This window comes from Stenotrophomonas sp., from assembly GCF_031995405.1.
GTDB lineage: Bacteria > Pseudomonadota > Gammaproteobacteria > Xanthomonadales > Xanthomonadaceae > Stenotrophomonas.
In genome coordinates, this window is sequence record NZ_DAMAGC010000009.1 from 1 (window position 1) to 16898 (window position 16898).

15 protein-coding genes are annotated in these 16898 nt (G+C 65.7%); 3 read left to right on the forward strand and 12 right to left on the reverse strand.

Going from position 1 to position 16898, the window contains the following annotated elements; genetic code table 11:
- Positions 1-283 precede the first annotated feature (283 nt).
- The 8 genes from RTO53_RS02745 to RTO53_RS02780 form a co-directional block, all read right to left on the reverse strand.
- Entirely contained in the window at positions 284-994 is a 711-nt protein-coding gene (locus RTO53_RS02745; protein WP_312236350.1) for a hypothetical protein, read from the reverse strand.
- A 141-nt stretch (positions 995-1135) separates the two neighbouring features.
- Positions 1136-1816 (reverse strand): hypothetical protein, encoded by a 681-nt coding sequence (locus RTO53_RS02750; protein ID WP_312236351.1) that lies wholly within the window; start codon positions 1814-1816, stop codon positions 1136-1138.
- Between the two features lie 156 nt (positions 1817-1972).
- Positions 1973-2242 carry a hypothetical protein gene (locus RTO53_RS02755; RefSeq protein ID WP_312236352.1) on the reverse strand — a complete coding sequence of 90 codons (270 nt, stop codon included), beginning with the start codon at positions 2240-2242 and terminating at the stop codon, positions 1973-1975.
- Positions 2243-2707: 465 nt separating this feature from the next.
- Positions 2708-3235 (reverse strand): DUF6622 family protein, encoded by a 528-nt coding sequence (locus RTO53_RS02760; RefSeq protein ID WP_312236353.1) that lies wholly within the window; start codon positions 3233-3235, stop codon positions 2708-2710.
- Between the two features lie 213 nt (positions 3236-3448).
- On the reverse strand, positions 3449-4636 hold the full coding sequence (locus RTO53_RS02765; protein WP_312236354.1) for a serine hydrolase domain-containing protein: 1188 nt from the start codon (positions 4634-4636) through the stop codon (positions 3449-3451).
- A 74-nt stretch (positions 4637-4710) separates the two neighbouring features.
- Positions 4711-5001 carry a hypothetical protein gene (locus tag RTO53_RS02770; protein ID WP_312236355.1) on the reverse strand — a complete coding sequence of 97 codons (291 nt, stop codon included), beginning with the start codon at positions 4999-5001 and terminating at the stop codon, positions 4711-4713.
- 94 nt (positions 5002-5095) lie between these two features.
- A complete protein-coding gene (locus RTO53_RS02775; RefSeq protein WP_312236356.1) occupies positions 5096-6478 on the reverse strand; it encodes an aldehyde dehydrogenase family protein in 1383 nt (460 codons plus the stop codon).
- Between the two features lie 34 nt (positions 6479-6512).
- Entirely contained in the window at positions 6513-8168 is a 1656-nt protein-coding gene (locus tag RTO53_RS02780) for an acetolactate synthase large subunit (RefSeq protein ID WP_312236357.1), read from the reverse strand.
- 195 nt (positions 8169-8363) lie between these two features.
- Here RTO53_RS02780 and RTO53_RS02785 point away from each other — a divergent pair, with 195 nt between their 5' ends.
- The 3 genes from RTO53_RS02785 to RTO53_RS02795 all read left to right on the forward strand — a co-directional run bounded on the left by RTO53_RS02785 (position 8364) and on the right by RTO53_RS02795 (position 12838).
- The gene (locus RTO53_RS02785; RefSeq protein ID WP_312236358.1) at positions 8364-9545 is read left to right on the forward strand and encodes an AraC family transcriptional regulator; all 1182 of its coding nucleotides are present in this window, start codon (positions 8364-8366) and stop codon (positions 9543-9545) included.
- Between the two features lie 87 nt (positions 9546-9632).
- The gene (locus tag RTO53_RS02790) at positions 9633-11648 is read left to right on the forward strand and encodes an amidohydrolase family protein (RefSeq protein ID WP_312236359.1); all 2016 of its coding nucleotides are present in this window, start codon (positions 9633-9635) and stop codon (positions 11646-11648) included.
- Positions 11645-12838: a membrane dipeptidase gene (locus RTO53_RS02795; protein ID WP_312236360.1), complete on the forward strand. Its 1194-nt coding sequence runs from the start codon at positions 11645-11647 to the stop codon at positions 12836-12838. Before RTO53_RS02790 ends, RTO53_RS02795 begins: the two co-directional genes overlap by 4 nt.
- A 99-nt stretch (positions 12839-12937) precedes the next feature.
- Here the strand turns inward: RTO53_RS02795 and RTO53_RS02800 are convergent, their stop codons facing one another.
- From RTO53_RS02800 to RTO53_RS02815, 4 genes are all read right to left on the reverse strand, one after another.
- Positions 12938-13486 (reverse strand): porin family protein, encoded by a 549-nt coding sequence (locus RTO53_RS02800; protein WP_312236361.1) that lies wholly within the window; start codon positions 13484-13486, stop codon positions 12938-12940.
- A gap of 225 nt (positions 13487-13711) precedes the next feature.
- Positions 13712-14299: a hypothetical protein gene (locus tag RTO53_RS02805; protein WP_312236362.1), complete on the reverse strand. Its 588-nt coding sequence runs from the start codon at positions 14297-14299 to the stop codon at positions 13712-13714.
- A gap of 111 nt (positions 14300-14410) precedes the next feature.
- Positions 14411-15682: a carbohydrate porin gene (locus RTO53_RS02810; protein WP_312236363.1), complete on the reverse strand. Its 1272-nt coding sequence runs from the start codon at positions 15680-15682 to the stop codon at positions 14411-14413.
- Positions 15679-16898 (reverse strand): cytochrome c (locus tag RTO53_RS02815; protein WP_312236364.1); only part of this gene is annotated, 1220 nt, incomplete at its 5' end. The genes RTO53_RS02810 and RTO53_RS02815, both read right to left, overlap by 4 nt.

Consider the following 16898-nt stretch of genomic DNA (forward strand, 5'->3'; position numbering starts at 1 on the left):
GGTCCAGCCGGTAAGGGATCTGGCGGCGGTGCCGCCTTGGGCACCATCGGCATGACCGGGGCCGGGCTGCTGCCGGTCGGGCCAGCCGCCCTCACACCGGGAACTGCCTGCTTTGCATGCACTTGTGCACCTGCTGGGCAGATGACGTGCCTGCGCACAACAGCGCAGCAACCGCGATGATCACTCTTACGTCCATGTAGCCCCCTATAGCTGAGGGCGATGGTAACCAGCCAGGCGTGACGCGTCACGCTATTTGACTGCGAATCCAATTGTGCCGCCGCGCCTATTTCGCCTCAGGTGCCCTGGCCGCGCCGATCTGCGCTATCTCGAGCACCTTGACGTCACTGACAGGCACAATCGTGGCGGCCTTCTGAACCGGGTTCCACAGCACGTAGCAATCGCCAAGGCGACCGATCAAAGTCAGACCGCGCTGCGCATCGCCATCGGTGCTCACCGCTGCTGTGTACTTGCTGCGGCCGAAGGCAATCGCCTCGGCACGTTCGGATCCCAGCCAGTTCGATACGATCGACACATAGACAATCATCACCATGAAGTAGATCAGCCAAGGGGAATTTTTCACACTCCTTGGCACGACTGGCGACAGCTGCACGACCAGCGCGCATACGATCGTTAAAAGAAGTCCGATCAGGACAGGCCACGCGTTCGCCCACCAGATCAGCGCCCCCAGGCCCGCGAAAAAGAGCGTCGGAGCGAGCCACGAGAGCATTCCCTTATTGGAGCGGCGATTGTCCAGCTTGCTCTGTATCCAGCCACCGAACAGCAGTGATATCAGCAGGAGGAACAACACCATGCCGATGCCGGCAAGGCCCGCCAGTGCGAGTTCGCCAACTGCGGCAAACTGAAAGGGATCAAGGCCAAAGTGGCCCCAGTAGGCCTTCAGATACAATGCGCCTTGAATCAGCCCGAAGGTGACAAGGGCCGAGCCGATACCGGCGACGTCTGCCATTGTCAGTGACTTCTGCGTACGCTCCATGTATCTCCTTTGGATGGTCCATCAACGGCCGGCGCGGACAGTGCGATGCATCCGCGTCGTCATTGTACGGGCTCGATTCAAGCATCCGCGCGGCAAAAACCTGCGCAATACTACCCGCCCTCTTCCCAAGCCCCTGCCCCGTCACTTTCCGGCGGAAGGCGCAGCGTTTCCATCGTCGTCCTGCGCAGCAGCACGACTCTTGGCGAAATCCGGGAAGGTCTTCGCGATCGACGCCTTGTCCGGCAGGATGTAGAACACTCCGCCCCGCTCGAACGTGGACCGAACGATGCGTTCGTAGAACTCCGGCGAGACGTTGATGCAGCCATGCGTGACGCGGTTGTCGTCCGGCGATGGCGATGCGAGGCGTTCGGCACGTTTCTCGGCCGGCACACCAGTAGCGATGGGGTGGATGGAGACTGCCGAATCGTAGTCCACCCACAGCACGCGCCCGGCGTCGATGGACGGGCCGAAACCGCCGATAAAGCGGCCAGCCGGCGTTGTGCGGTCCCGGCCGGGGATCTCCTGGAGCGCCAGGCCGGCGACGCCCGGGGCGCTATGGTCGCCGATCGCCGAGCCAAACAACGCCGGCGCCGCGCCGCGAAGCCGGCCGTCACCGTCGAACACCAGGACCTGTGCAGCGGCCTTGTCCATGATCGCGAACGGATAGCCCTGGCTGTCCTTGCTCGCGACAACCCAGCCCGCCAATTCAATCACGGTGTCGGACACCGCCTGGCCTTGCGGCAGCTCGTCGACGGTGGCTGCAGGCTGCGCGACGGCATCCTCGGCGCTGGCCACGCCGATGCTCGCGAACGCCAGCGCCATGGCCAGCCCGCCGCAAACGGATCGGATGACAGTGTATGCGCGCGTACGAATGGGACCATTCCTTGCAATGAAGTCTTCGCGACTCAACCAAACCGGCGGCCTGCAAAGGCCACCGGCACTTGATTCAGACGTTGCTTGCCGATCGTGCGGAAGCGATCATCCGCGCGGTTTGCGACGCGGCGCCTGGTCGAGCTGCTGGATGCGGCCCTCGATCTGGTCCAGACGTTGGTTGGCCCGCTGCGCCGACTGATTGGCCGATTCGGCACTCTGCGCCGCGCCCTGCACCTTCGTGTCGAGCTGATCGAGGCGGGAGTTGATCGTTGCAAACTCGGTTTTATACGTGGCGCAGGCGCTAAGACCCACGGTCGCGATGATCGCCACAGCAAGCGTACGCGCAGTCGTCATATGTTGTTTGGTCAGAAACATTGCACTGCCTCCTTCGTCTGGGGTAATCGGACAATAGCGGCCTTATCGCCAGAGCCATGACCGGCGTTCAGTTGATGCCCGACCGGGTAGAGGGAGCGTGAAGGCATGGCAGCCCTCAGCCCTCAGGCACCTTGGTCCTGTGGTCCATCGCATGGGAAGCCGTTTGAATGCCTGCAGACGTCGGGGCTGCAACCGTCGCATGGGCGAGCAGCAACACGCCTACGCCGGTCGGAGACGTGCTTGCGAAACCGGCGCTGCCCAGCAGCAGGCCGCCGACGACTGCTCCCAGCGCGATTGCCGGGGAAGTTTGGTTGCCGCGCCGAACAAGTGGGTGCGTGCCCTCCCCCGGCTACCACCTTCACTATCCGAACCGTCGGCAACCCTCGCCCGCGTTTTCGGCGCTGGTCGCGTGGCTGAGGCGGGACGCGACGTCGTGTCTGGCGTCGCCTTGGGGATGTCGGGAACTCAGCCCGCGGCTTCGAGACTGCCGCGCGTCGGTTCAATTCGCGATGCGCGCAGGTAGCGCCAGTATTTGCCAATGAAGATGCCGGTGAATGCACCCGACAGAAGCAGATAGGCGGCGCGGAAACTGCCATCGGCGCTCAGCGCAGGCGACACGGCCAGTGCGGACTCGAAGCCATACTTCACCGCAAACGTGACCAGCAGCAGCGGCAGCAAGCTGTAGTCGGCACTGCGCCACAGCTTTCCCGTTGACGGGTTCAGGATGAGCGTCGCTCGCCGCAGCAGGAACCACCCAAGGCTCATTCCCACGCCGATGCCGATCAACCATTCACCCCACGCGCCCCAGGAACTGGCGAATCGGTGGTTGATCCACCAGATACCCCACACGGTGAAGAGGGCCGGCACGATGGCCAGCTTTGTCAGCGAGGTCTCCCCCGACTTCATGGCCGCGATGCCGCGTGTGATGAGGAAGGCCAGAAGGCCCCATACCCAGACGGGGGTGCTCGAAATGAAGTGCTGCAGCATGATCACGGGAAGTCCTTGTTCTGGGCGGGTGCCGGCGGTGTAACGCCGTGCGGGAGTGGGTTCATTCTCGCTTTGCGCCAGCCTGGGACAAGTGACAGGTGTCAGCCATCGGGAAGTACATTTTGGCAACTACGCCCGGATGGGCGGGGAACCCTGCGCCCTGTTCGTGGCATGGATCGCGCCCCTCCCATCAGCAGAGAGGCGGCCCGGCGGCGGCTGCTACCGGGACAGATCGCGTGCGCCCACATTTTCCCGCGCGGCGATTCTCTCGACCAGCGTATCGATCGCCGCCTCCATGGCGTGCGCAGTCTGGTCGCCGCTCTGGTTGGTGATGACGAATATGCCGAGGTCGTACCTCGGCAGGATGTAGATGTAGCACTGCGAGCGCGGCACGCCGCCGTGATGGGCGTAATAGACGCCCTTCAAACGGTCGCCGCTGACGATGTTCCAGAAATAGCCGATGCTGAATTCGGCATCGAATCTGGCCAGCGTCCGATGTGACTCCGTCACGACGGGGCCGCCCGCCAGCTGGAATTTGAGGTAGTTCAGCATGTCCGGCACGGACGCCGTCACGTTGCCGGACGCGCCCCACGGCAGCTGTGGCATCGGCGTGGTTGGTACCGGGTTATCGCTGTGATAGCCGACCGCAAGCTGGTGCGCTTCGGCATCGCTCAGCCGGATTCTTGCGCCCGTCATCGCCGCGGCATCGCGTAGAAACCCGCGCAGCAGCGACTCGTAGTCGCGCTGGTAGACCACTTCCAGGATATGCGCCACCAATTGCGTCCCGGCACTGGAGTACGCGTACTCCTTCCCGGGCGATTGATGGATCTCGACAGCGTGCAGGTCCCGGAAAAAATCCGCCTTGCCGTAACCGGCGTAAACCGCATTGAGATCGCGGGGCGTGCGCCGATCGGTGAAGTCCGCGAGCAAGGTATTCACGCGCTCGGGCAACATGTTTGGCAGGCCGCTCGTGTGCGACAACAGGTGCCGGATGCGCAGCGGTTCGCCCTGGTACTCCAGGTTCGGGTAGGCTCCGTCCAGGTACATCCGTACATCGTCGTCCAGACCCAGCTTGCGCTCCAGGACAGCATTGGCCATCAGCGTGCCGGCCAGGGTCTTGCTCAACGAGCCGATTTCGTAGCGGGTCGCATCGGTCGGCGGGCCCGGCTTCCCGGTCTCCATGTCGCCGCGATGACGGATGAATTCTTTGCCCCGATACACCACTGCGATCGAGGTGGAATGCAGCAGCGGTTGTTCGATCAGCGTTGCGGCGACCTCATCGATATCCGTCCCCAGGTCCCTGGTCGGGACGTTGCCGCCGCTACAGCGCGTAGCCAGCAGCGCAGTGCACGCCAGTAGGCAAGCGAACCACCGCTTGTTTCGAGCACTCGTCGGAGTCGCTTGCATGCGTCGTCGCTTGTCGTGAAATGAGGAAGGCGCTGTGGCCCTCGGCCATCAGGCGGATGCGTTGCCTGCTGGACCTATGCGCGGGCTAGCGCCATCCAGCGGTAGCCGACGTAGACCGCGCCTGCGGCGAGAGGCGCCAGGCTGATCAAGAGCGGCAGTTTCAGCGCGAAGAGCATGACCGCGCTGGCAGTCAGCGCGAGGATCGACAGGCCCACCACCCAGGCGTCGAAGACGGCGACATCGGCGGCGTCCTTGGCCCAGCCATTCTGTGCGCGGCCCCTCGCGCCGCGCTGCCGGCGCAGTACCCAGACATCGGCAATGAAGGTCGCAATCCCTTCCAACAGGTCACCGATGAAGCCAGACATGCTCGATCCTTGAACGATGGGCGGAATGCGCCGATCTTCAGGCCACGGTCGTGCCGCGTCAAGGACCGCCGTGCAGCGGCCCTGCCCCGTGCCTTCACGGCCTGCGCATGAGGATCATCTTCTCCTGCGACATGTCCCGCATGGTGTATGGAATGCCGCCGGTGCCGTAGCCGGATTCGCGCCGGCCCGCGAAGGGCATCCAGTCGGTGCGGAACGCGGTGGGGTCGTTGATCATCACGGCCGAGGCATCCAGCCGGTTGGCGGCGCGCAGGGCGATGTCGATGTCCTGTGCGAAAACGCTGGCCTGGAAAGCAGTGGGCAGGGAATTGGCGCGCGCGATCGCCTCGTCGAGTTCGCCGTAGCGATACACCGCCACCACCGGTCCAAAGACCTCCTGTGTGGTCACACGTGCGTCGCTGGCCGGATCGAGCAGCACGGTGGGCTGCAGCGTGGTTTCGGAGAGGCGCTTGCCGCCGGTGGCAAGCTGCGCGCCGCCGCGCACCGCCTCGTCGATCCATTCGGCGACGCGATCCGCTTCGCGTGGCTGGATCAGCGGGCCTACCTCGGTGTCCTGCAGGGTCGGGTCGCCGGTACGCAGCCGTTCCACCCGCGCGATGAGGGCCTGGGTGAAGTCGTCGGCAATGGCATCGTGGACAAAGACGCGCTGGGTGGACACGCACACCTGGCCAGCGTGGTAGTAGCCGCCCTTGACGATCGGCTCGATGATCCTGGACAGGTCGGCGCTGCGGTCGACGATGGCGGGCGCAACGCCGCCGTGTTCCAGTGCCGAGCGTGCGCCGTGGGCAAGCTTGGCATGCAGCGACCACCCTACCCGCGCCGAGCCGATGAAGCTCAGGAACGCGATGCGCCTGTCGGTGGCCAGCGCCTCGGCCAGGTCGTTGCCTTCGGGCACGAAGCTCTGACACCACGGCTCGGGCAGTCCGGCCTCATGCACCATCGCCACCATGTCCAGACAGGACAGCGGTGTTGCCGAGGCGGGCTTGATGATGACCGGGCAACCGACGGCGATGGCCGGGGCAACCTGGTGGACGATCAGGTTCAGTGGGTGGTTGAACGCGGAAATCGCCGCGACGATGCCGATCGGCTCGCGGGTGGTGAACGCCCAGCGCCCCTCCGACGCCGCCGACAGCCCCATCGGAATTTCGCGGCCAGCGAAGTTGCGCAGTTCGTCCGCGGCGTTGTGGACCCCATCGATGGCGCGCGTGGTCTCGATGATGGCATCCGGCAACGGCTTGCCGCCCTCGCGGGCGATCTGCAGGGCGAGGTGGTCGCGCCTGGCGTCCATCAGGGCGGCGAGCCTGCGCAGGATCGCGATGCGCGCGTGCGGGGTGAGCCAGCCGTCGCGATCCTTGAACACCCGCTCGGCGGCGCTGAGCTTGCGCTCCAGCGCTGCGGCGGTGTCGAAGGCGATTTCCGTGATGGGTGCGCGGTCGAAGGCCTGTACGACGGTCAGCATCTTGGGCTCCTTTCTGAGCGTTGAGCGGTAGCGACTATTGGCAGCCCACGTCCGGGGTGCGGTTGCGTAGTTCATCCACGAGCACGCGGGTGTTCTCGGAATAGTCGATCGGCACATCCAGCACGTGGACGCCGCCGCCCGCGAAGGCAGCCTCGATCATGGGCGCCAGCGCGTCGACGGTCGTCACCCGGCTCCCCTTTGCGCCGTAGGCTTCGGCATACTTCACGAAATCAGGATTGCCAAAGCGCATGCCGAAATCCTCGAAACCGTCCACCGCCTGCTTCCAGCGGATCATGCCGTAGGCACTGTCGTTGAGAATCACCACGACCAGGTTGAGCCCGAGCCGCACGGCGGTCTCCATCTCCTGCGAGTTCATCATGAAGCCGCCGTCACCGCACACCGCCATGACACGGCGCCGGGGGTACAGCATGGCCGCCATCATCGCCGATGGCAGGCCGGCGCCCATCGTGGCGAGCGCATTGTCGAGCAGCAGCGTATTGGCGACATGCGTGCGGTAGTTGCGCGCGAACCAGATCTTGTACATGCCGTTGTCGAGGCAGACGATGCCGTCGTCGGGCATGGCTTGGCGCACGTCATGCACCAGCCGTTGCGGCGTGACCGGGAAGCGGTCCTCCTCCGCGCGGTCGTTGAGCCGGGCGAGGATCGTCTGGCGCAGTGCGATCATGCCTTCGTCGGCAGACACGCGCCCTTCCAGTCGCTCGGCCAGGGCATCAACCGCGGCGCCGATATCGCCCAGCACCTCGATATCGGGGTGGTAGACCTGCTCGACCGTGGCGGACTGGAAGCTGACATGGATGACCTTGGGCCCGCCGCTGCGCTTCATCAGGAACGGCGGTTTCTCGACGGTGTCATGGCCGATGGCGATGATCAGGTCGGCGCGGGCAATGGCTTCGTGGACATAGTCGCCTTCGGAGAGCGCGGCCGTGCCCATGTACAGGTTGGAGCCGCCGGTGACGGCCCCCTTGCCCATCTGCGTGTTGAAAAATGGCAGGCGCGTGCGCGCCACGAATGCGGAAAGCGTCTCGGTCAGCCACGGCCGGCTTGCCGCCGCGCCGATCATCACCAGCGGCCGTTTGGCCGCGAGGATGGCCGCTTCTGCCCGGTCCAGCGCAGAGGAAGGCGCGACGGGACGATCCAGCGGGTGGACCGGAATGACCGGGACGTCCTCCACTTCCTCGCCGGCCACGTCCTCCGGCAGCTCCAGGTGCACCGGCCCGGGGCGTTCTTCCATCGCCACGCGGAAGGCATCACGCACCATCGCGGGAATCGCGGCCGGGCTGACGATCTGGCGCGTCATTTTAGTGAGCGGCTTCATCGACGCCACGATGTCCACGATCTGGAAGCGCGCCTGCCTGGCGCTCATCACCGCCTTCTGCCCGGTGATGAGAATCATCGGCCACGCACCCAGGTGGGCATACGCCGCGCCGGTCGAGAAATTCAGTGCGCCCGGACCTAGCGTGGCCAGGCATACACCGGGCCTGCCCGTGAGCCGGCCGTGGGTGGCGGCCATGAAGGCGGCCGCCTGCTCGTGGCGGGTGAGGACCAATTCGATACCCGAGTTGCGGAGCGACTCAAGGAAGTCCAGGTTCTCCTCGCCGGGTACGCCAAAGATACGGTCTACGCCTTCGTTCTCCAGCGCCTTGACCAGTAGATCCGAGCCCTTCTGCATCGCGTCGATCCTTGCGGTGAGGATGCGTTGACTATACCCCGGTGCATCGGACCGGGTTCCGCAGGCCCCATCGCCGTTGCTTTCGGTTTCTGAACGAGCCCCACGCCCCTGCGGGCCTTCACCCATGCCGATTGCCGGTTGCGGTGCACCTCGTCAGCCCTTGAACATGCACCCGTTACCCTCGCGGATTTCCTGATGACCCCGCTTACCACCCTGGAGTTCGCCGCACAGTCGATAACCGTCGGGATCACCGCGTTGACCACGGCGCTGGCGCTTCGCAACGGAAGCCGTACCGGCCGCCTGCTCGCCGCGTTCTTCGGCACGCTCGGCCTGTCGATGTTCGCCAGTGCCGTTCTCACCGGCTGGCACGCATGGCTGCCCTCCCCGGCGGTTCGCTGGCTGCAGGTGATCAACGTCGCGCCGGTCTATCTGACCGGTCCGTTGTTGTACGCCTATACCTCAAGCCTGCTGCCGGGGGGTATCGGTCGACGCAGAGGGGGCGTGGCCTGGCATTTCGTGCCGGCCGTTCTGGTGGGCCTGTTCATGCTCACGTTGGCGATCTGGCCCGGCGTTGCCGCCTCCGGCCTCGGTGGATTGATGCTGCAGGTGATCGTGCATGCGTGGGTTGCCATTACGGTGCCCTACCTCGCGTTCTCGGCCTGGCAGCTGCGCGATGCGCCGCGTTGGCTGGAGGAGGTCTCTGCGGACGAGGCGAGCCTGCGGATCAGCTGGCTTCGCCATCTGGTCACGGTGATCGCCGTGCTGTGGCTGGTCGTTGGCCTGGAGCGGATCAGCGTGGCGCTCAGTTCCAGCACCTGGCACTGGCCCGGCGCCGTCCTCTCCGTCGTCATGATCGTGGTCACGTACCTGCTCGCCTGGAGTGGGCTGCGGCTCGGCGTGCTGATCCCGGCCGGCATGCTCGATCACCAGGACCTGCCGGCTCCCTCCGCCGAAGCGGCCGATCCGGCCGCCCGCTACCTGCGCTCGGGCCTGAGCGAGCCCGAACGGGCACAGATCGCCGCCGACCTCGGTGCGCTGATGCGCGAGCATCGCCTGCATCTGGACAACGAGCTCGACCTGGCCAGGCTCAGCGAACGTAGCGGCTGGTCGCCCAACTACATCTCGCAGGCCTTGAACCAGCAGCTTGGGCAGAACTTCTTCGAGTTCGTCAACGGCTTCCGCATTGCCGACGCCAAGCGCTGCCTGGCCGATCCCGGTGATCCGCGCTCGGTGCTGGATATTGCCCTGGCGTGTGGCTTTGGCAGCAAGTCCACCTTCAATACGGTCTTCAAGCGCCTGACCGGCCTGACGCCGACGGCATTCCGCCGCCGGGCGATGACGTCCGATCCGGCCGGATTGAACGATCCGGTCGTCTGACCCCACCGGCTCGGTCGCCCGCGTCCCGATGCATTGCGAGCCTGCCTCCTCGGTCGGCACAACCGGTGCCGGCGTCGAGGGAATCCCATGCACAAGCTTGCTGTTCTGTTGTTGCTGTTCGCCACCGTGGCCGCGCAGGCGGCCGAGGTGCGCGAGGATCATGTGCTGCTGCAAGGCAATATCGCCGGCAAGCAGATCGTCAGGACGGCCGGTGCCGATCGGACGGACGTCGAATACCGCTACAACGATCGCGGCCGCGGCGACGACATCAAGGCACAGTGGCGCCTGGACGGTCATGGGGTGTTGATCGACTACCAGGCCGATGGCAACAACTACACCAAGGCCAAGATCAGCGAGACGTTCTCGCTGCGGGGCGGCACGGCACGCTGGAGCAATGCCAGCGAGCACGGCAACCGTGCGTTGACGGCCCCGGCCTTCTTCATGCCGATCTCGGCGCCGCCGGAGATCCAGGGCGTTCTGGTCCGTGCCCTGCTGAAGGCGCCGGGACAGCGCCTGGCGCTGTTGCCCTCCGGCGAGGCGCACGTGGAGAACGCCGGCACGCTGCGTATGGAGAGCAACGCGGGCCCGGTGGAATTGACCCATTACCGCCTCAGCGGACTGGGCTTCACTCCCTCCTCGGTATGGCTGCATGCCGATGGCCGCACCGCGGCGGTCACCTATGCCTCGGGCTGGGTGGCCATCCTGCCCGAGGCCCTCAGCGCAGGCCTACCCCTCATCGTCGCCGCCCAGGAGCGCGCCGATGCCGAGTGGTCGGCCAGGCTGGCCCGCGATCTCACGCACCAGCCGAAGGGGGCGCTGTTGATCCGCAATGCGCGGGTGTTCGATCCGCGCGACCTGGCCGCCACGCCGGGCACCAGCGTACTTGTCCAGGGGGAGCGCATCATCCGGGTGGCCGCCGATGGGCTGATCGACGCGCCCGCCAACGCCGAGGTAATCGACGCCCACGGACGCTTCCTGATGCCGGGGCTGTGGGACGTGCACAAGCACTACGCTGAAGCCGACGGCCCGCTGGATATCGCCGGGGGCGTCACCAGCAGCCGCGACCTCGCCAACAACACCGACAATTTCATCGCGCGGGTCAGGCGATTCGATGCCGGCACCGAGATCGGGCCGCGGGTGTCGATGGCCGGTTTCATCGACGGGCCGGGGCCTTTCGCCGGGCCGACCAGGATGCTGGTCAGTACGCCCGAGGAGGCGCGCAAGGCCGTCGATTGGTACGCCGACCATGGCTACGTGCAGATCAAGACCTATTCCTCGCTGAAGCCCGAGCTGTTTCCGTTGATTGCAGACCGCGCGCACGAACGCGGCCTGCGCGTCAGTGGCCATGTGCCGGCATTCGTGTCGGCGCGGCAGTTCGTCGAGGGGGGCGCTGACGAGATCCAGCACATCAACTTCATCTTCCTCAATTTCATGTTTCCGCGGGTGCAGGAGACGCGCAACATGAAACGGCTGACGGAAATCGGCGAGCACGCCTTCGAATACACGCCGGACCAGCCGCAGGTGCGCGAGTTCATCGCGTTCCTGAAGGCACACCACACCGTTGTGGATCCCACCCTGGCCGTCTTCGAGGATCTGTCCGCAGACCCTGCCGATCCGGTCCCACCGGGCCTGCGTCCGATCGCTGCCCGCCTGCCGCCCCAGGTGCAGCGCAACTTCGGCTTCGATCCGCTGCCGGTACCGAAGGGGCAGGAAGACGCCTATGCCAAGGCCTTCCCTGCATTGATGCGCATGGTGAAGGCGCTATACGACGGCGGCGTCACCCTCATGCCCGGCACCGATGGACTGGCCGGCTACCTGCTGCATGCCGAGCTGGAGATCTACGCCCGCGCCGGCATTCCCAATGCGGAGGTGCTGCGCCTGGCGACGCTGACGCCTGCCCAGGTGATGGGCGTGGACAAGGATCGCGGCGTGATTGCGCCCGGCAAGCTGGCCGACCTGGTGCTGATCGACGGTGATCCGCTCAGCGACATGCGCGATATCCGCAAGGTGGATGTTGTGGTGAAGGGTGGCAAGGTCTTCGATCCTGCCGCGATCGAACAGGCGCTCGGCATCCAGCCGCGCAAGCCGGTGCAGGTCCGATGAACCTGCCGACGGAACGCAAGACCGGTCAGGGTCGTGCAACCGAGGCTTCGCGGCGGCGGTTCCTCGGCGCCTGTGCGCTTGGTGGCGCCGGTGCCCTGCTGCTGCCGAAGGTGGCCGGTGCCGCGGCGCCGGCCGTGCCTGCCCACCCGCAGTGGCCGGGCTACCGGAGCGCCACGGTGATCGACACCCTCAACGGCGGCCCGCTCGATCCGCAGGCCGCTACCGAATATGCGCCCTTGAACGCCCGTGCGCTGGCCGATGCCTGGGCCTCGGGGCTGACCGCCTGCAACCTCACGGTCAGCGGGGTCGGCAGCTATCTCAACGACTATGCGCTGACGATGCGGGCCATTGCCTACTGGAACGGAGAAGTGGCGCGACATCCCGATGCGCTGTGCCTGGTGCGCACCGGTGCCGACCTTGCCGATGCCAAGCGCAGCGGACGACTCGGTCTGATCTACGGCTTCCAGGATGCCACTCCGTTCGGCGAGGACGTTGAACGCTTTGAGACCTTTCATGGTCTCGGAGTGCGCATTTACCAGCTGACCTACAACCGGCGCAATCTGGTCGGTGACGGCTGTCTGGAGGCTGCCAATGCCGGGCTGAGCCAGTTCGGTCGTGAGCTGATCGAGCGCCTCGACGCCGGCCGTGCGTTGATCGATCTCTCGCATAGCGGCCAACGCACTGCGCTGGAGGCGATCGCTGCATCCAGGCGCCCGGTCGCGATCAGCCATACCGGCTGCGCCGCCCTCGTCGACCGTCCACGCAACAAGAGCGATGAGGAACTGCGCCGTCTCGCCGAGCGCGGCGGGGTCGCGGGCATCTACCTGATGCCCTTCCTGCGCAGCGAGGGGCAGCCGACGGCCGAGGACCTGATCCGCCACATCGAGCACGCCATCGGGGTCTGCGGCGAAGAGCACGTCAGTCTCGGCTCCGATGGGATCATCCCGGCGATCGATCTGACCCCGGCGTACCGGAAAGCGTTCCGTGCGTTCGTCGAGGAGCGCATCAAACGCGGCATCGCCGCGCCGGGAGAACGTGTTGACGTGGTCAACTTCCTGCCCGACCTCAATCAGCCCGACCGCTTCGACCGGATCGCATTCCTGCTGTCCCGGCGCGGGCATCGCGATGCACGCATCGAGAAGATCCTGGGCGGCAACTTCGCGCGCGTGTTCACGGACGTATGCGGGTGAGGCAATCGTCGCCCTGCCCCATCCCGGGGTGGCCACGCAAACGACAACGGCAGACCGTTGCACCGGCCTGCCGTTGTCAGATCACGCAGGACACTGCGATCAGAAGCGGAATTCTCCGCCCACGCTGATCGTGTCCACATCCACGTCGACGCCGCTGAAATCGGCCTTGCGACGGTCGTAGTTCAGGCTCATGCCCCAGCGCGGAGTGAAGTCGTAACCCACATTGACGCCGTAGTACGGCTTGGTCGAGCTTTCGTCATCGACCACGTCGAAGGTGTCTTCGCGGACCTGCGCGGTCATGCGCGCGATGCCGGCGCGCGCGCCGATGAAGAAGCCGGTGTTGTCGGCGCCGAAGTTCTTCTTCACCACCACGCCTGCACCGATGGAGACCAGGTCCAGTTCTTCGTCGTAGCCGAGGTCCTTGTTGTACAGCGAGCCGACATGGCCTTCGACACCGATGTTCGGGGTGAACCAGTAGCCGCCGCCGATGACGCCGGAGGTATCGGATTCGCTGGCGCGGAACCCGTCATACCGCACTTCGGTATCGCTGCTGCCCAGTTCGGCGCGGATGAAGGCATGGCCGGCCATGGCATCGGTGGACAGGGTGGCCAGCGCGATCGCGGTGGCGAGGGTCACGTACTTCTTCATTCAGATCCTTCCAAAAAGTGGTTTGCCCCTCTGGGCGGCGCCACTTTGCCTCCTATTCATGTTTGTGTCAATTTCGTTAAGCGCGGCTCATCGTGACGGCGTTCGCTCATCCGGATCAGGCATCCGAGGGCGGCGAAAAGGCGTCCAGTCACACCTGTCATCGGGATCATGATCAGGTTGGTGGGAGCCGCGTACTCCCCTGCTGTCCTTGCACGGACCGGTACCTCAACGGGTGAAGTACAGGCATCCCGCCACAACGATCGGCGACGGATCGGCATCGATCCGCTCGGCAACCAGGGCCACGATCTCAACGCCATCGCCGTGTTCTTCCGGCGTCGACCGGAGCACGCGCATGCCGCCGGGACCCCCTTCCGTCCCCTTGTTCTCGCGGGACCATGCAGCGCTGAGATCCGCGGCAACGCCCGGATCATCAAACACCGCCACGACCGAACTGCGCGACAGGATCAATCGCGTTGTCGGGTGGCCGAAAACGCGCACAGGAACGGGAAGCCGCATTTCCGCGATGACGCCCGGCATGTTGCCCAGCATCGCGCTGTAGGGCTGGCCGTCGGTGGCAATGGGCTGCCAGCCTGCCGCCGGCGCTTCGCGCGACGCAACATCCCGCACGCGGAATGCCAGCGCCCTGAAAGCGCTGCGATCGGCCTTGCAGGCGACCAGCGCCACGGCCTGGTCAATCTCTTCCGAGTGCGGAATCGACGTCCCGCGGGGAGCCGATGCAAGTGCAGCGGTCGGTAAGGCAAGTACGGCGGCTGTTGTGAGCAGCAGCGCCGTCCTGAAGTTCCGGGCGATCATCGGGAGACACTCCTGGCGGTGGGGGGATGCGCGATCCGGCATGCCAACCCGCCAGAAACAGCCGCACAGTTTACCGCCCCCACCCGAAGGGGTGCATCGATCACCCCGCGATCAAAGCGTCGCCTGCGCCTGCAGCGTGAACACCCAGCTGTCCGGCCGACTGTCATACGCACCGGGCCGTGCCACGTACTGCACCGACGGCCGCAGGATCAACCAGCGCGTGACCTGCACGCCATAGTTGAGCTCGACGAACTGCTCGTTGCTCTGCACGTCCTTGCCGGTCACCTGCTGGTAGCGCGCCAGCCGGTCGGAGATGTCCAGCCGGTTCCAGGCCAGGCTCAGCACGTCGTCTTCCCGCGATGCCACCACCCCGCGCCAGCTCACCCCGGCTTCCCACGAGTAACGCATCAGGCCGGTCTTCGCATCGGCGCGCGTGGCCACGCCGAACACGGACAGGCCACGCACGGTGTCGCCCTCCGGTTTCCACACCCGCTGCGCGAGCTGGATGTAAGAGCCACTGCGATGCGACGCCCGTGCTGCGGTGGGGTCGCCGATGTCGTCCGCATTGGAGGTATCCAGGTAATAACCGATCTTGTAGGTGCCGCCGTAGTCGTCGCCGGTCTTGCCGTGGCTGTAGCCCACCTCGACAGGCAGGAACAGGCCGGTCTTGCCGCGGTCGGACACGCGGAAGCCGCTGCCGGCCTGCTTGCGCGTCGGCACGACATCATAGATGCCGGTCTGTGCGTACCAGCCCGACGGGTCGTTCCACTTCACCCGCAGGCCCCATTGGCCGGTCGGATTGTCCAGCCAGCCCGAACTGTAGATCGGCCCCAGCGGATGCCCGCATTGGCCATTGTTGTTGAAGTTGCAGGTGTACGGCAGGCCGCCGAAGTCATTGCCCATCGAGTAGAAGCCGCCCTTGAGGCTCAGCCGCTTGTCCAGCATCAGGCGCTCGTAGGAGAGCTCGTTGAAGCGCAGGTTCTGGCCCTGCCCGTAGAAGGCCTGGTTCTGGATATACGACCCGGTGGAGCGCTCATTGACCGCGTTGCCGAAGCGGTCGGAGAACACCACGCGCAACTTGCCGTCGAAACCGAACGCCTTGCCGGTGTCGATCATCGCGCCCAGGTCGATGTGCTCGGCCGTGGACCAGCCCTTGCCCTTGTAGCCGGCGCTGTTCACGCCGCTGGCGATGACGATGCGCGCGCTCGGGGTGATGCCCCGGTCCTGCAGCCAGAGTCGGGCCGCCCAGTCCGCGCTCAATGGGGTCTGGGTGATGGTGTCCACCGTCTTGGGCTTGGGCGCATCGGCGTCGGCAGCCCAGGCGGGCATGCTTCCCATCAACGCCACCAGCCCTGCGCCGATCAACCATGGCGTGTGCGTCATGCGGCGGTCCTCCGGCTGCTGCGCGTGCGCCAGGCGCGACGCACCAGCAGAAGCACGCCCACCAGCACCAGCACGCCCAGGATGAGCAGCGGCAGCCACAGCCGGCCGATCTTGGCGAGCAGCGGTTTTTCACCGCCGGCGCGGATGAGCGCCACCTGTGCAGCCGTGACCTGGTCGCCGGGTCCGAACTGGGTGCGCACGTAGGTCGCGACCGCGGCGATGTCGTCATCGCTCAGGTCCTGCACGTAGGAGCCCTGGGAGAAATGCGGCATCAAGGCGTGTTCACCGTTCACGTCGCGGTCGATGCCGCCGATGATGGTCGCCACCAGGTTCTGCGGACGGCTCATGCCTACGGTGGTGTTGTGCACGAGGGAGGGATACACCCCGTCCTTGCTGCCCTCCCCGCGTGAGCCATGGCAACTGGCACACAGACCCGAATACAGCACCGGCCCGGAGGCCAGGGGTGCATCGGTGCCACGCACCGGTTGTTCACCCGGCGCCTTGGCGGCATCGCCCCAGGCGAAGGCGGCGCGGGTTGCGTCCTTGTCGGCCACGGGCGGCACGGTGCGCAGGTAGGCCACGATGGCGCCGATGTCCTGGTCCTGCAGTTTGGACAGGCTGTTGCTCACGGCCTCGGCCATGCCGCCGCCCGCCTGTGCCTTGCCGGCCACGCGGCCGGTTTTGAGATACCGGGCCAGCTCCTCGTCGGTCCAGCCGCCAATACCGCTGATCGGGTCGGAGGTGATGTTGGGCGCATACCAGTCGCCGAGCGAGCCGCCGGCGAAGGCTTTGCCGCCCACTTCCTGCATCATCAGCCCGCGCGGGCTGTGGCAGCTGGAGCAGTGTGCCAGGCCTTCGACCAGGTAGGCGCCGCGATTCCACTGCGCGTCCTTGGCCGGATCGGGTTTGAAAGGCGTCTTGTCGAGGAACAGCAGGTTCCACACCGCCATGGACGTGCGCACACTGAAGGGGAACGGCAGCTCGGTGCGATGCGCCTCCTCGTCCACCGGTGCCACGCCCTGCATGAAGTAGACATACAGGGCGTGGATGTCCTCGTCGGTGAGCTTGGCGTAGGACGTGTACGGCATGGCCGGATACAGATGCGCGCCGTCCTTGCGCACGCCCTCGCGGACGGCCTTGGCGAAATCGCGCTCGCTGTAAGTGCCAATGCCATGGGTCCTGGAGGGGGTGATGTTGCTGGCCCAGATTTCGCCCA